The organism is Mycobacterium paraterrae, assembly GCF_022430545.2.
GTDB classification, from domain to species: domain Bacteria; phylum Actinomycetota; class Actinomycetes; order Mycobacteriales; family Mycobacteriaceae; genus Mycobacterium; species Mycobacterium paraterrae.
This window is the reverse complement of the sequence record NZ_CP092488.2, coordinates 4,653,952-4,668,029: the sequence shown is the minus strand read 5'-3', so window position 1 is coordinate 4,668,029 and position 14,078 is coordinate 4,653,952. Positions and strand designations below refer to the sequence as shown.

The 14,078-nt window shown below is 65.5% G+C and carries 12 protein-coding genes and 1 riboswitch; of the genes, 10 read left to right on the top strand and 2 right to left on the bottom strand.

Features of this window, described 5'->3' with window-relative positions:
• The first annotated feature begins 13 nt into the window (after window positions 1-13).
• The 6 genes from eccA to MKK62_RS22505 all read left to right on the top strand — a co-directional run bounded on the left by eccA (window position 14) and on the right by MKK62_RS22505 (window position 7,026).
• Window positions 14-1,846, top strand: a complete 1,833-nt coding sequence (eccA, locus tag MKK62_RS22530; RefSeq protein ID WP_240263623.1) for a type VII secretion AAA-ATPase EccA — start codon at window positions 14-16, stop codon at window positions 1,844-1,846.
• Window positions 1,847-2,028: 182 nt separating this feature from the next.
• Window positions 2,029-2,206: riboswitch (M-box (ykoK) riboswitch) on the top strand.
• 277 nt (window positions 2,207-2,483) lie between these two features.
• Window positions 2,484-3,716 (top strand): PPE family protein, encoded by a 1,233-nt coding sequence (locus MKK62_RS22525; protein ID WP_240263624.1) that lies wholly within the window; start codon window positions 2,484-2,486, stop codon window positions 3,714-3,716.
• 56 nt (window positions 3,717-3,772) lie between these two features.
• Window positions 3,773-4,498, top strand: coding sequence for an MgtC/SapB family protein (locus MKK62_RS22520; protein WP_240263625.1), 726 nt, complete (start codon window positions 3,773-3,775; stop codon window positions 4,496-4,498).
• 37 nt (window positions 4,499-4,535) lie between these two features.
• On the top strand, window positions 4,536-5,483 hold the full coding sequence (locus MKK62_RS22515; protein ID WP_240263626.1) for a sterol desaturase family protein: 948 nt from the start codon (window positions 4,536-4,538) through the stop codon (window positions 5,481-5,483).
• Window positions 5,484-5,600: 117 nt separating this feature from the next.
• A complete protein-coding gene (locus MKK62_RS22510; protein ID WP_240263627.1) occupies window positions 5,601-6,209 on the top strand; it encodes a LysM peptidoglycan-binding domain-containing protein in 609 nt (202 codons plus the stop codon).
• Window positions 6,210-6,387: 178 nt separating this feature from the next.
• Window positions 6,388-7,026 (top strand): Rv1815 family serine proteinase, encoded by a 639-nt coding sequence (locus MKK62_RS22505; protein ID WP_240263990.1) that lies wholly within the window; start codon window positions 6,388-6,390, stop codon window positions 7,024-7,026.
• On the opposite strand, the gene MKK62_RS22500 is transcribed toward MKK62_RS22505, so the two are convergent.
• Window positions 7,023-7,469 carry a nitroreductase family deazaflavin-dependent oxidoreductase gene (locus MKK62_RS22500; protein WP_240263628.1) on the bottom strand — a complete coding sequence of 149 codons (447 nt, stop codon included), beginning with the start codon at window positions 7,467-7,469 and terminating at the stop codon, window positions 7,023-7,025. The two genes, MKK62_RS22505 and MKK62_RS22500, sit on opposite strands and share 4 nt — an antisense overlap.
• Before the next feature lie 109 nt (window positions 7,470-7,578).
• Here MKK62_RS22500 and MKK62_RS22495 point away from each other — a divergent pair, with 109 nt between their 5' ends.
• The 3 genes from MKK62_RS22495 to MKK62_RS22485 all read left to right on the top strand — a co-directional run bounded on the left by MKK62_RS22495 (window position 7,579) and on the right by MKK62_RS22485 (window position 10,384).
• The gene (locus MKK62_RS22495; RefSeq protein ID WP_240263629.1) at window positions 7,579-8,301 is read left to right on the top strand and encodes a TetR/AcrR family transcriptional regulator; all 723 of its coding nucleotides are present in this window, start codon (window positions 7,579-7,581) and stop codon (window positions 8,299-8,301) included.
• A gap of 101 nt (window positions 8,302-8,402) precedes the next feature.
• Window positions 8,403-8,903, top strand: coding sequence for a VOC family protein (locus MKK62_RS22490; protein WP_240263630.1), 501 nt, complete (start codon window positions 8,403-8,405; stop codon window positions 8,901-8,903).
• Window positions 8,900-10,384 carry an FAD-binding protein gene (locus MKK62_RS22485; RefSeq protein ID WP_240263631.1) on the top strand — a complete coding sequence of 495 codons (1,485 nt, stop codon included), beginning with the start codon at window positions 8,900-8,902 and terminating at the stop codon, window positions 10,382-10,384. The genes MKK62_RS22490 and MKK62_RS22485 overlap by 4 nt, the downstream gene beginning before the upstream one ends.
• Here MKK62_RS22485 and bacA read toward each other — a convergent pair.
• Window positions 10,381-12,300 (bottom strand): vitamin B12 ABC transporter pemease/ATP-binding protein BacA, encoded by a 1,920-nt coding sequence (gene bacA / locus MKK62_RS22480; protein ID WP_240263632.1) that lies wholly within the window; start codon window positions 12,298-12,300, stop codon window positions 10,381-10,383. The two genes, MKK62_RS22485 and bacA, sit on opposite strands and share 4 nt — an antisense overlap.
• Before the next feature lie 94 nt (window positions 12,301-12,394).
• Here bacA and MKK62_RS22475 point away from each other — a divergent pair, with 94 nt between their 5' ends.
• Window positions 12,395-14,041 (top strand): acetolactate synthase, encoded by a 1,647-nt coding sequence (locus MKK62_RS22475; RefSeq protein ID WP_240263633.1) that lies wholly within the window; start codon window positions 12,395-12,397, stop codon window positions 14,039-14,041.
• The last annotated feature ends 37 nt before the right edge of the window (window positions 14,042-14,078 follow it).

The following is a 14,078-nucleotide window of genomic DNA, read 5'->3' as shown; positions in this document are numbered from 1 at the left end:
TTACGATGGCAGGATGACGCGTCCGCAAACCAGCGCGCCGGACTCGCGCAATGCGATGGTCGCGGGTCTCCTCGCTTCCGGCATTTCGGTCAATGGGCTTCAGCCCAGCCACAATCCGCAGGTGGCCCTGCGCATGTTCACCACGGCCACCAGTCTCGACCCGGAGATGTGCGACGCGTGGCTGGCCCGGCTGTTGGCGGGTGACCAGAGCATCGAGGTGCTCACCGGCGCATGGAGTTCCGTCCGGACGTTCGGCTGGGAGATGCGCCGCCTCGGCCTCACTGAGCTGGAGTTCCGTCCCGAAGTTTCCGACGGGATGTTCCTGAAGCTGGCGGTGACCAGCGTGGAGTCGCTGGCTGCGGGCTACGCCGCGGCGCTCACGGAAGCGAAACGGTACGCCGAAGCGGCCGAGCTGCTCGACTCGATCACCCCGCGGCACGCCTCTGACGAAGAATTGGTCAAGTATGTCCGCGGGCTGCTCTACTTTCGCACGGGTCGTTGGCCTGATGTGCTGTCGCAGTTCCCGCCGGGAGCCGGCTGGCGTCACCCCGAGTTGAAAGCCGCCGGGGCTGCAATGGCGACCACCGCGCTGGCGTCGTTGGGAGTGTTCGAGGAGGCGACTCGCCGCGCGCAGGAGGCGATCGAGGGCGACCGGGTGCCTGCCGCAGCCAACGTCGCGCTGTACACCCAGGGGATGTGCTTGCGTCACCTGGGCCGCGAAGAAGAGGCGATCGAGAGCCTGCGCCGGGTGTACTCGCGCGATGCGAAGTTCACCCCGGCCCGTGAAGCGCTGGAAAATCCCAGCTACCGCCTGGTGCTGACCGACCCGGAAACCATTGAGGCGCGCACGGATCCGTGGGACGCCGACAGCGCGCCGACCCGCGAGCAGGCCGAGGCCGCCCGGCACGCCGAGATGGCGAAGAAATACCTGGAAGAAGGCGATGCCGAGCTGAATTCGATGCTCGGCATGGAAGCGGCCAAGCGGGAAATCAAGCTGATCAAATCCACCACCAAGGTGAACCTGGCGCGCGCGAAAATGGGCCTTCCGGTGCCCGTCACCTCGCGCCACACCCTCTTATTGGGACCTCCTGGAACCGGTAAAACATCTGTGGCACGGGCGTTTTCGAAGCAACTGTGCGGCCTGACCGTGCTGCGCAAGCCTTTGGTAGTCGAAACCAGCCGTGCCAAATTGCTCGGTCGCTACATGGCCGATGCCGAGAAGAACACCGAGGAGATGCTCGAGGAGGCGCGCGGCGGCGCCGTCTTCTTCGACGAGATGCACAACCTGCACGAAAGCGGTTACTCCACCGGGGACGCGTACGGAAACGCGATCATCAACACCTTGCTGCTCTACATGGAGAACCACCGCGACGAGTTGGTGGTCTTCGGCGCCGGGTATGCCAAGGCGATGGACAAGATGCTCGAGGTCAACCAGGGTCTGCGACGCCGATTCTCCACTGTCATCGAGTTTTTCAGCTACAACCCCAAGGAACTCGTCGCGCTGACCCAGCTGATGGGCCGGGAAAACGAAGACATCATCACCGACGACGCCGCCGAGAGTCTGCTGCCGTCCTACACAAGGTTTTACGACGACGAGACCATCTCGCCCGACGGGGACCTGATTCGCGGCATCGACACCCTGGGCAACGCCGGATTCGTGCGCAACGTGGTCGAGAAGGCCCGCGATCACCGTAGCTTCCGCCTCGACGACGAAGATCTCGACGCGGTGCTGGCCAGCGACGTCGACGAGTTCAGCGACGACCAGTTGCGCCGGTTCAAGGAATTGACCCGCGAAGACCTCAACGAGGGGCTCAGTGCCGCCGTGGCCGAGAAGAAGAGCGACTGACCCCCCCGGGACCTCCGGCTGCCGCCGCGGAGTAAGGCTGTTACGCAACGCTTTTGACGCCTAGGCAGCTCACTGGACCTGGTGTCGTCGATCTCGATGGGACGATTTCGGCTCGCCGCACTTTCGGATCCGCCTGCGCGACGAGTTGACTCCCTTCGGTCCGGGTGGAACCATGACCCGAGCAAGCACCTCGCTAGGTGAGGCGTCTGCGCGGATACAGGCCACTGACCTCAAATGTCGAAAGACACCCAGGGTCAGGACAGCTCTTCCCGGCTTAAGGGTTGAGCCCAAGTGGCTTCCAGGCCTAAATGGCTCGGGATACGCCGCGCAGTGCCGAAGCTCTGTCGAGAGGGGTGCGGCGGCCGGCTCATCTGCTGGGTCCGCCCCGTCCCGTGTGCACCGAGTCGGCACCCCCGAGTGCCCTGGCCGCGAGGAGGTGAGGCGAGATGAGTCCGAGTGAGAGTCCTTATCCGAGACCGGTGACCGTTTCGTCTGGATCCGGCCCCGGCGCTCACATCATCCCCTGAATCGGCCGCGACCGCTTCAGTCCGTCACGCGCGCTTGCCTTTTCACGCGCGCGTCGGGCTGTCATGCCTCGGCACCGGCGCGGCGTCAGCGATCCGAGAGGAGTGCCACGATGAATGCACCCTTCGACTTCGGCGCATTCCCGCCCGAAGTCAACTCCGCCAAAATGTACGCCGGTCCGGGATCGGCGCCGATGATCTCGGCCGCAAACGCTTGGGCCGCGTTGGCATCCGAATTGCGTTCGCACGCAGCCGATTACGACGTCATCGTGTCGAACTTGACCGGTGACAGCTGGCAGGGTCCGGCCTCGACGGCGATGGCTTCCGCCGCAGCGCAATACACGTCGTGGATGAACACCACAGCCGCCCAGGCCGAGCAGACCGCCGGCCAGGCGCGGGCCGCGGCAGCCGCCTACGAGTCCGCCTACGGGCTGACCGTGCCGCCTCTGGTCATCGCCGCCAACCGAAGCCAATTGGCCGCGTTGATCGCAACGAATCTGCTCGGCCAGAATGGACCGGCGATCGCGGCCACCGAGGCCCATTACGCCCAGATGTGGGCGCAGGACGCCGCGGCGATGTACGGCTACGCCGCGCAGTCAGCAGTAGCGGCCAAGGTCCCGACATTCGCCACCGCGCCGCAAACCACGACGGCCGGAGCGCTCGCCGGACAGGCCGCCGCGACCAGCCAGGTCGCCGGGTCCAGCACGCAGGCAGCGCTGTCGGAGTTGACGTCCGCACTACCGGGCACGCTGCAGGGAATGGCCGCACCGGCGTCGTCCGCGTCGTCGCAAACCTCGACGCTTTCTGCGCTCGGGGGCCTGCTGACCGGCGGTTCATCCGGTAACTCACAGCTCGACAGCTTCTGGAGCGCGTGGGGCCCGAACGCTAACGTGTGGAACACGTTGACCTCGACCGGTGCCATCAACCCACTGCAGGCGGTGCAAGCTTTCCTGGGACTCGGCCCGACGCCGGCAACCGGAGGTCTAAGCGGACTATCGCCAGTTAGCGCCGCGGCCGGCATCGGCTCTGGCGCGCAGGGGATTTCAGGTCTTGCCGGATTGGGTGCGGCCAGCTCCTCGATGTCGGCAGGCCTGGGTCAGGCCGCGTCCGTCGGTTCGTTGTCGGTGCCGCCGAGTTGGGCGGGCACCGCACCGCCGGTGGCAGCGGCGCTCACACCGGCGCCGGGCGGTACGTCGCTGGCGACGCCTCCGGAAATGGCCGGTGTTCCAGGAGTCGCCCCGACGGGCGCCGCGGTGGGGGCCCGAGCAGGGGCGAGCGCCGGGATCGCGGACAACCGCTTTCTCATCCGCCCGCCAATGGTCCCGTCGTGGGCCGCGGTCGGATAACAACATCGTCCACACTGGTGAGGGCCGCGCCGGCCCGGGAAAAGGAGATTCGTGCCATGCAAACGATCAGCGCCGCAGAATTCGCGCTGCGGCTGGGGATGGGCCTCGGTTGTGGCGCCCTGATCGGAATCGAGCGGCAGTGGCAGGCGCGACGGGCCGGACTGCGGACCAACGCCCTGGTCGCGACTGGCGCCACCTTGTTCGTGCTGTATGCGGTGGTGACCAACGACAGCAGCCCTACCCGGGTGGCGTCATACGTGGTCTCCGGCGTCGGCTTCCTCGGCGGTGGCGTGATTCTGCGTGAGGGGTACAACGTTCGCGGACTGAACACCGCCGCGACGTTGTGGTGCTCGGCGGCAGTGGGCGTGCTAGCTGCCAGCGGGCACTACCTGTTCACCCTGATTGCTACGGGCACGATAGTCGCGATACACCTACTAGGTCGTCCGCTGGGCCATCTGATCGATCGTGACAACGTGATCGAGGAAGACGAGGACGACCAGCCTTACCAACTTCAGCTGATCTGTCGGCCGAAATCGGAGAAGTACGCGCGGGCGCAGATCGTGCAGCGCACCGGTGGCGGAGGCGATCAATTGATACTGCGCGGAATCCACACCGGTCGCACGAGTGACGACGCCGTCGCCCTGACCGCGTACCTGCTCAGCGACGGCCACGCGCCGTCACGGTTGGAGCAACTCGTTGCCGAACTCTCGCTCCAAGAGGGTGTGCAGGCCGTCCACTGGTACGCCGGCGACGAAGACGACCCGATGCCGCGGGTGCATTAGTCCCAGCACAGATCAGGCGCGTCGTAGGCTGTGGGACGTGCGCGCGATTACTGGCTTTCTCTCCGTTCTGCCGGAGCAGATGCGCGATCCGGTGTTGTTCGCGATTCCGTTCTTTCTCACTCTGTTGATCCTCGAGTGGACCGCGGCTCGCAAGCTCGAACGCATCGAGCGGGCGGCGAACGTGCACTCCGATCGTCCGGGCTCGGGCGCTTATCTGACCGCCGACTCGTGGGCCAGCATCCAGATGGGCCTGATCTCGGTGGCGACAACGGCGGCCTGGAAGTTCATCGCGCTCCTCGGCTACGCGGCGATCTACGCCTACGTCGCGCCCTGGCATCTGGCGGCAACGCGGTGGTACACCTGGGTGATCGCGATTCTCGGTGTCGACCTGCTCTACTACTGCTACCACCGTTGCGCACACCGGATCCGCGTGATCTGGGCGACCCATCAGGCTCACCACTCCAGTCAGTACTTCAATTTCGCCACCGCGCTGCGGCAGAAGTGGAACAACAGCGGCGAGATCCTCATGTGGATTCCTTTGCCGCTCTTGGGTATTCCGCCGTGGGTGGTTTTCTGTAGTTTCTCGCTCAATCTGATCTATCAATTCTGGGTGCACACCGAGCGGATCGGCAGGATGTGGGCGCCATTTGAGTTCGTGTTCAACACGCCGTCGCATCATCGCGTACACCACGGCATGGACGCCGACTACCTGGACAAAAACTACGGCGGCATATTCATCATCTGGGATCGGTTGTTCGGCAGCTTCCGGCAAGAGACTTTCCGTCCGCACTACGGCCTGACCAAACAGGTGAACACGTTCAACGTCTGGACGTTGCAGACTCACGAATACCTGGCTATCGCGCGTGATTTCCGTTCTGCGACACGGATACGCGACCGGATCGGTTACGTGTTCGGACCCCCGGGTTGGGAACCGTCATCGAAAGTCAGGGCCGAAGCCTCGGGCTCGCTGTCAGCGTCGCGCTAGTCGTTCATTCCCTGTTTTTATTGCGGCGAGCCGAAGACCACCGCGGCTCAGCCAAGATCAGTATGTTCGACGCCGAGGCCGGTATCCGCCTGCCGTGACCACGAGAAGGGAATTGCTGTGGGAGACACTCTCACCGAGGGGCAAAAACTCGTCAAAGGTGAATCGCTCACTTCGAGCAACGGGGCCTACACCCTGACGTTGCAGGATGACGGAAACCTGGTCCTAGCGTCGCGCGGACATGCGATCTGGGCGTCGGGTACCAACGGAGAAGACGTGGTCCGCGCCGAGGTTCAAAGCGACGGCAACTTCGTTGTGTACACCGCCGACAAGCCGGTGTGGCACACCGACACCAAGGGCAAGAAAGACGTGCGCCTCGTCCTCCAGGACGACCGCAACTTAGTGCTGTACTCCGGCGAAGCCGCCGCATGGTCGACCAAGACGGAGACGGACGCGCCGCCGCCACCGGAGCCGGAGGCCGCCGCGCCAGAAGCCCCCGCGCCGGACACCACTCCGGCGGCCACCGAAGCGCCTGCCGTCCAGGAAGCGGCTCGCGAGGAACCCGAGCCCGCGGCCGCGCGGACATACACCGTCGAGTCCGGCGACACGTTGTGGGCTATCGCCGAGCAGTTCTATGGCGACGGCTCCAAGTATCAGACCATCGCCGACGCCAGCGGCATCTCGAACCCCGACCTGATTTATCCGGGACAGGTTCTGACCATTCCGTGATCCTCAGACGGAAGCGCGCCGGCCAGGTACGTGGTCGGCGTGTTTCCATTTGTGCTGCCCCGCGCGATCGGCTCGCTTACTATCAAATTAGTTGAGCTCACGGACGGCCGGTGGGGCGCCGGCCTCGACGGATCGGAGTCGGCGGGTGGGGGGTCCGGTATCTCGCGCATTGGGCGCAATGGTCATCGCGGCAGCGGCGTCCGCAGTCGTCCCGGCGCACGCCCATGCCGATCCGGTGCTTGTCTTCCCTGGAATGGAAATCCATCAGGGCAGCCACCTCTGCACGCTGGGCTACGTCGATCCAGGGCTGCGGGTGGCCTTCAGCGCTGGGCATTGCCGCAGCGACGGCCCGGTGCTCGACCGAGCGAACAAAGTCATCGGGAACGTCGCGACCTTCCGCGACAACACACCCAACGGCGCCTTCGTTCACGCCGACCAGCAGATTTCGGACTACGAGTCGATCGTGCTCGCTCCCGACGTCACGGTGAACAATGTCTTGCCGGGGGGCCGCATGCTGCAGTCCGACCCCGGGCTTGTGGTCACCCCCGGCGAACCCATCTGCCATTTCGGTGTGATCACCGGTGAGAGCTGCGGGACCGTCGAGGCCGTCAACAACGGCTGGTTCACGATGGCGCACGGGGCGGTCAGCCAGCAGGGCGACTCTGGCGGACCGGTCTACCTCACCGGCGGCCCGGGCCCGGCCCGGATCGTCGGAATCTTCAACAGCGTGTGGGGCAACTTCCCGACCGCGGTGTCCTGGCAATCCACCACCCAGCAGGTCCGTCAGGACGTGGGCGTCGGCGGTCCGGCCATCTAGCCGCCGGCCGTCAGCGCGAAGACCGGGATCGATGGGGCCGCGGCGCGAACCTGCTCGTCGCTCGAATCCGGGGTCAGGCCGGCGATATGCCCTTTGACCTCCCAATACCACCGAGCCAGGTAGCGCCGGAGTAGCTCTGGCTTCGCCGCGTCATCGACCTCGGTCGCCCGCAACGTGTGACGTCGCCACGCCGGTCCGATCTCGACGAACCCGGCTGCGCGCACGTTGCGCGCCCACTGCGTGTTACCGCGTGGCGACACCAGGTATGCCACGTCGCCTACGGTCAGCACATTGATCACGACGCGGCGTACCTGACCGGTCTTGCGCCCTCGCACCCGCAGAGCCCGGGTGCCGGCGATGCTGATGCCGGCCTCCGCCAGCCAGCGGATCAGGGCGTTCGCCGCCTTGGCCACGCCATTGGGTTCGTCATAGCGCACTGTCATCGGAGATCCTCCCTCTGCGCTAGAGAGCACTGCTCTCTATTTACTCGACGGTGACACACCGGCGCCGAGAAAGCAAGAGCACTGTTCTCATTCATGCGAGACTTGCCTGATGGCGAAGCGGCGTGACGCGCGCGAACGCACCGAAGCTCAGATCATCGAGCTCGGTCGGCGCCATTTGATCGAGCACGGCGCGGCCGGGCTCTCATTGCGCGCGATCGCCCGCGACCTCGGCATGGTGTCGTCGGCTGTCTACCGCTACGTGTCCAGCCGGGACGACTTGTTGACGCTGCTGGTGATCGACGCCTACTCCGAACTGGCCGATGCGGTGGATCGGGAGCGCGAAGCCGAGCCGGACGTGTGGAGCGACGACGTTCTGGCGATCGCGCACGCCGCCCGGGCCTGGGCCGTTGCCCACCCGGCGCGCTGGGCTCTGCTCTACGGAAGCCCGGTACCCGGCTATCACGCGCCGGCCGAGCGCACGGTCGGACCCGGGACGCGGGTGATCGGAGCACTTTTCGACGCCGTCGCGGCCGGTATCGCCACCGGTGACATCAAGTTGACCAATCACGCTGCACCGGAACCGGTCTCGTCTGACTTCGAACGGCTGCGAAGCGAATTCGGTTTTCCCGGCGACGATTCGGTGATCGCGAAATGCTTTGCGATCTGGGCCGGCGTCGTGGGCGCCATCAGCCTCGAGGTGTTCGGCCAGTACGGCGCCGACACGCTCAGTGACGTACCGACAGTGTTCGACACCCAGGTGCGGTTGCTCCTGTCGGTGCTGACCCGCCCACAGACTGACGCGGCTCCGTTTCGCCCCTGGGGTCGGAATTAGAACGTGTTCACCGCGCTAGCCGCAGCACGTTACGATGCGCCGGCGGCAACGTTAAACCGGTAGTTTCAGCAGCGGTGGATGCTGAGTTATCCTGCGAGACGATGAGCCTTCGTTTCGGATCTCCGGTGCAAACCGCCTGGGTGACCAACGGCCTGGACGGCACAGAAAAGGCTCTCACCGGGCTGTTAGGAGTCAAGAAGTGGGTGCGGCTGCCGGAGATCCATTTCGCCCCGGACTCGTGCAGCTACCGCGGCGCACCGGCCGACTTCGTCGCCAACATCTCGCTGAGCTACCTCGGTGAGATGCAGCTCGAACTGATCGAACCGGTTCACGGGCCTAATATCTATAGTGACTTTTTGGCGAGTAACGGACCAGGTCTGCACCACATCTGCGTCGAGGCAGCCACCCTGGACGACTTCGACGCCGTGCTGGCCGCCGCGGCCGAACAGGGAGCTGCGGTGCCCCAACAGGGCGTGATGCCCGGTGGCATGCGATTCGCCTACCTCGCCGCCCCGCAATACGGGGTTCCCTTCGTAGAGATCGCACACTTCTCGTCCGAGATGCGCCAGTTTTTCGACTACATCAAGCAGGAGCAGAGTTGAATACCGATATCCCAGTAGCGTTGCAGGCCAACGATGTCGAGTCATGGTCGGACGAGGTCGACGTGGTGGTCATTGGTTTCGGCATCGGTGGCGGCTGCGCGGCGGTCAGCGCGGCGGCCACTGGGGCCAGGGTGCTGGTGTTGGAGCGGGCGGCCGCGGCCGGCGGTACGACCGCGATGGCCGGCGGCCACTTCTACCTGGGCGGCGGCACCGCGGTTCAGGAGGCCACCGGGCATCCCGATTCGGCCGAGGAGATGTACAAATACCTTGTCGCGGTGTCCCGGGAACCGGACCACGAGAAGATCCGCGCCTACAGCGACGGAAGCGTCGATCACTTCAACTGGCTGGAGGATTTGGGCTTTCAGTTCGAGCGCAGCTTCTACCCGGGCAAGGTGGTCGTTCCGCCGGGTACCGAAGGCTTGAGCTACACCGGCAACGAAAAGGTCTGGCCGTTCTGCGAGCAGGCCGTCCCGTCGCCGCGTGGGCATTCGGTGCCGGTGCCGGGCGAGCTGGGGGGCGCATCGATGGTGATCGAGTTGTTGGTCAAGCGGGCCGAGAGCCTGGGCGTGCAATTCCGCTACGAGACAGGTGCCACCAACCTCGTCGTGGACGAGGGCGGTGCGGTGGTGGGCGTCGCGTGGAAGCACTTCACCGAAACCGGTGCCGTCAAAGCCAACTCGGTCATCATCGCGGCTGGTGGGTTCGCAATGAACCCCGAGATGGTCGCCGAATACACACCGGAGTTGGGGCAGCCGCGGCGCACCAAGCACCACGGATTGGTGGCGCCCTATATCTTGGGCAACCCCAACGACGACGGCCTCGGCCTACGGATGGGTGTATCGGCGGGCGGCGTCGCCGAGAACATGAACGAGAAGTTCATCACTGCCGCCGCCTATCCGCCCGAGATCCTGCTTACCGGTGTGATCGTCAACAAGGAGGGCAAACGCTTCGTCGCCGAAGACTCTTACCATTCGCGCACATCGGCTTTCGTGCTGGAGCAACCGGACCAAACCGCGTACCTGATCGTCGACGAGGCGCACACCGAGATGCCGGCGATGCCGCTGATCAAATTTCTCGACGGCTACGAAACGATAGACGAACTCGAGACCGCGCTCGAGATTCCTGCGGGCAATGTGGCCGCGACGTTGGAACGCTACAACGAGTTCGCGGCCAAGGGTGAGGATCCGGACTTCCACAAACAGCCGGATTACCTTGCGCCCCAAGACAACGGGCCGTGGGCCGTGTTCGACCTGTCGCTCGGGCGGGCGATGTACTCCGGTTTCACCATGGGAGGTCTCGCGGTCACAGTCGACGGTCAGGTAAAGCGCAGTGACGGCAGCGTCATCCCCGGTTTGTACGCGGTGGGCGCGTGTGCCTCCAACATCGCCCAGGACGGCAAGGGCTACGCCAGCGGTACCCAGCTCGGTGAGGGATCGTTCTTCGGCCGCCGCGCGGGAACGCACGCGGCCACGAATCGCTAGACCGGAGCGCTTTCCTTGCCGACGGCGCTCAGCCGCCACGGGCCTCCACCGAGCAGCTCGAGATGTTGCTCGTGGAACGTCTCGACTGCCGGTCGATGGCTGACGCTGACCACGATGCACTCCGGTAATTCGTTGTGCAACAACTGGTATAGCGCGTGCTCGAGTCCTTCGTCGAGCGCTGAGGTGCTCTCGTCGAGGAAGACCGCCTTCGGCTTGGTCAGCAGGATGCGCGCGAACGCCACACGTTGCTGCTCGCCGGGGGAGAGCACCTTCGCCCAGTCGCGTACCTCGTCGAGTCGCTCAGTCAACGGAGCGAGCGCGACCTTGGTCAGCGTCTGGTTCAGCGTCTCGTCGGAAATGTCAGTCGGTGCCTTCGGGTAGGCGACGACGGTTCGCAGATCGCCCAACGGAACATAGGGCAGCTGCGACAGGAACATCGTCGCGTTGTCACCCTCCGGGCAACGCAGCGTGCCCGACGCATACGGCCACAATTCGGCCAGGCTGCGGAGCAGGGTGGTCTTGCCCGCACCCGACTGCCCGGTGATCACTAGAGACTGACCGGATTCCAGCCGCACATCGAGTGGGTCGACCAGTGGGTCGCCATCAGGGGTGCGCACCTCGACGCCGTCGAACTCGACCGAGCCGTCGTCGGTGGGACGGGTCAACACCGCGGGTAGATCGCGGCCCTTGGCGTTGGCGTCGACCAGCCCGTACAGACGGATGATCGCGGCGCGGAACGCGGCGAACGCGTCATAGTTGTTGCGGAAGAACGAGAGTGAGTCGTGGATTTCACCGAACGCGGTCGCCGTCTGCGTGACGTCACCAAAGGCGATCTGGCCCGCGAACAGTCGTGGCGCTTGAACGAGCCACGGCAGCGGGACGATCGCCTGCGACATCGAGGCATTCCAGCCGAGGAAGCCGACGGTCCGACGCACATAACGCCGGTAGTTGCCGATGAGCGGATCGAAACGTCCCTGCAGCGTCGATCGCTCGACCACCTCGCCCCGGTAGAAGCCGACCGCTTCGGCGGCGTCCCGAAGCCTGACCAAGGCGTACCGGAAGGCCGCGTTGAGCTTCTCGTTGTTGAAGCTCAACCAGATCAGCGGGCGACCAAGCACGAACGCGACGATCGTCGCGATCGACACATAGACGATGACGATCCAGAACATCGCTCGCGGAAGGACGATGCCTGCGAGCTTGAGCGGCCCAGACAGATTCCACAGGATCGCGGCGAACGAGATCACCGATACCACCGACTTCACCGCGCCGAACAGCAGGGTGCTCGAGGTGTCATTCTGAGGGATGTTGGGAGTGCCGCCGACGCCGGCGGTGAAGATGTCGACGTCCTGCTGGATCCGCTGGTCCGGGTTGTCAATGGTGTTGTCGATGAACAGATCTCGGTAATACGCCCGCCCGTTCAGCCAGTCGTCGGTCAGGTGGCCAGTCAGCCAGATCCGCCACCCGATGATGAACCGCTGGGTGAGATAGATGTCGAGCATGACTCGCCCGATCCACAGCGTCGCCAACACACTGAAGTGCACCAGCGACGAATAGAAACCGTGAATCCCCGACTGCTTGGCAACGGCGTCGCCGGACGCGGTGCCCATGAACGCCGTCTGCAATGCGCTGAACATGTCGTTGCTCTGATAACTGAGCAAAACCGAGAGCCGGACCAGTCCCAGCACCAACAACAACAGCAACGACAGCTGTAGCCATGTCGGCACCGCATGCCGCCCGGTGAAGTAGCCGCCGGTGATCCGCCAGTACTGCCGACCCCACGTGGTGAAGAAGCGCAGCAGAACCAGCACCACCAGCACACACACCGCGGCGATCAACCAGCCTTTCGCCAGCCACCACAAAGACTCTGTGGTCGCTTGTGCCCAGTCGATGGACGGCTTGAATGGCTTGGGCTCCAAGATCGCGTCTCCTCGCTGACGTGGGCCCTCCGGCCGCCGTCACAGTGGATGCTTCCCCGCGAAAGTACCGTAGGACGGCCGATAGGCTGCGCCCATGGGCAACGATGCCGACCACACCTTCCATGCCGGACAACTGATCGCACGCCGACTCAAGGCCAGCGGGATCGACACCATCTTCACGTTGTCCGGCGGCCATCTGTTCTCGATCTACGACGGCTGCCGCAGCGAGGGCATCCGGCTGATCGACACCCGCCACGAGCAGACCGCCGCGTTCGCCGCCGAAGGCTGGTCGAAGGTGACGCGTCAGCCCGGAGTCGCCGCGCTGACCGCGGGCCCGGGCGTGACGAACGGCATGAGCGCCATGGCCGCCGCCCAGCAGAACTCGTCGCCGCTGCTGGTCCTCGGCGGACGTGCGCCCGCCGGCCGTTGGGGCATGGGGTCGCTACAGGAGATCGACCACGTGCCCTTCGTGGCGCCGCTGACACGATTCGCCGCGACGGCCCCCTCCGCGGAGGCCGTCAGCGGTTTGATCGACGATGCACTGCGGGCGACGGTCGGCGCGCCGTCGGGCGTCGCGTTCATCGACTTCCCGATGGACCACGTCTTCTCGATGGCCGCCGACGCCGATCAGCCCGGTGCGTTGACCGTTCCGCCGGAATCGACCCTGCCCGACGGTGACGCGCTGGATCGCGCGCTCGGCCTGCTCGCATCCGCCGAGCGGCCGGTGATCATGGCCGGCACCAACGTGTGGTGGGGGCACGCCGAGGAGGCGCTGCTGCGGTTGGCCGAACAGCGGCGCATACCGGTGCTGATGAACGGTATGGCCCGCGGCACAGTGCCCGCCGACCATCCGCTTGCGTTTTCCCGAGCGCGCTCAAAAGCGTTGGGGGAGGCCGACGTTGCGGTGGTCATCGGCGTGCCGATGGATTTTCGGCTCGGCTTCGGCGGCCTGTTCGGGCCCGAGACCCAGCTGATCGTGGCCGACCGGGTGCAGCCCGATCGACAGCATCCCCGGCCGGTCGCCGCCGCGCTCTACGGTGATCTGGCGGCGACGTTGACGGTGCTCAGCGAGACGCCCCGCGCGGAGACCTCGAGCCCTGAGGAGTGGGTCGCCGGCCTCCGCGCGACCGAGACGGCTGCGCGCGAGCGGGAGCGGGCGGAATTGGCGGACGACCGCAGCCCGCTGCACCCAATGCGCGTTTATGCCGAGCTCGCGCCCATGCTCGACCGGGACGCGATCGTCGTGGTCGACGCCGGCGATTTCGGCTCCTACGCGGGCCGGGTGATCGACAGCTATGTGCCCGGCGCCTGGCTGGACAGCGGCCCGTTCGGATGCCTTGGCTCCGGGCCCGGATATGCGTTGGCCGCCAAGCTGGCCCGGCCAGACCGGCAGGTGGTGTTGCTGCAGGGCGACGGCGCCTTCGGGTTCAGCGGCATGGAGTGGGATACGTTGGCGCGCCACAACGTTCCCGTTGTGTCGGTGATCGGCAACAACGGCATCTGGGCCCTCGAACACCACCCGATGATGGCCCTGTACGGCTATTCGGTGGTGGCCGAATTGCGCCCGGAGACCCGCTACGACGAGGTGGTGCGTGCCCTCGGCGGCCACGGCGAGCTGGTCTCGACGCCGGCCGAGCTGCGGCCGGCGCTGGCCCGGGCCTTCGACAGCGGTCTGCCGGCCGTCGTCAACGTGCTGACCGATCCCGACGTCGCCTACCCGCGCCGGTCGAACCTCGCCTGACCTTTCTGCTGCGGTGCCGCGGTGGCTAGTACCGTTG

Excerpts from the sequence above, each read along its gene's own strand:
- MKK62_RS22500 (WP_240263628.1), bottom strand. The coding sequence starts at position 7,469 with ATGACAGTGCGCTATGACGAACCCAATGGCGTGGCCAAGGCGGCGAAC.
- MKK62_RS22475 (WP_240263633.1), top strand. The coding sequence starts at position 12,395 with ATGGGCAACGATGCCGACCACACCTTCCATGCCGGACAACTGATCGCA.
- MKK62_RS22505 (WP_240263990.1), top strand. The coding sequence starts at position 6,388 with ATGGTCATCGCGGCAGCGGCGTCCGCAGTCGTCCCGGCGCACGCCCAT.
- MKK62_RS22490 (WP_240263630.1), top strand. The coding sequence starts at position 8,403 with ATGAGCCTTCGTTTCGGATCTCCGGTGCAAACCGCCTGGGTGACCAAC.
- eccA (WP_240263623.1), top strand. The coding sequence starts at position 14 with ATGACGCGTCCGCAAACCAGCGCGCCGGACTCGCGCAATGCGATGGTC.
- MKK62_RS22525 (WP_240263624.1), top strand. The coding sequence starts at position 2,484 with ATGAATGCACCCTTCGACTTCGGCGCATTCCCGCCCGAAGTCAACTCC.
- MKK62_RS22520 (WP_240263625.1), top strand. The coding sequence starts at position 3,773 with ATGCAAACGATCAGCGCCGCAGAATTCGCGCTGCGGCTGGGGATGGGC.
- MKK62_RS22495 (WP_240263629.1), top strand. The coding sequence starts at position 7,579 with ATGGCGAAGCGGCGTGACGCGCGCGAACGCACCGAAGCTCAGATCATC.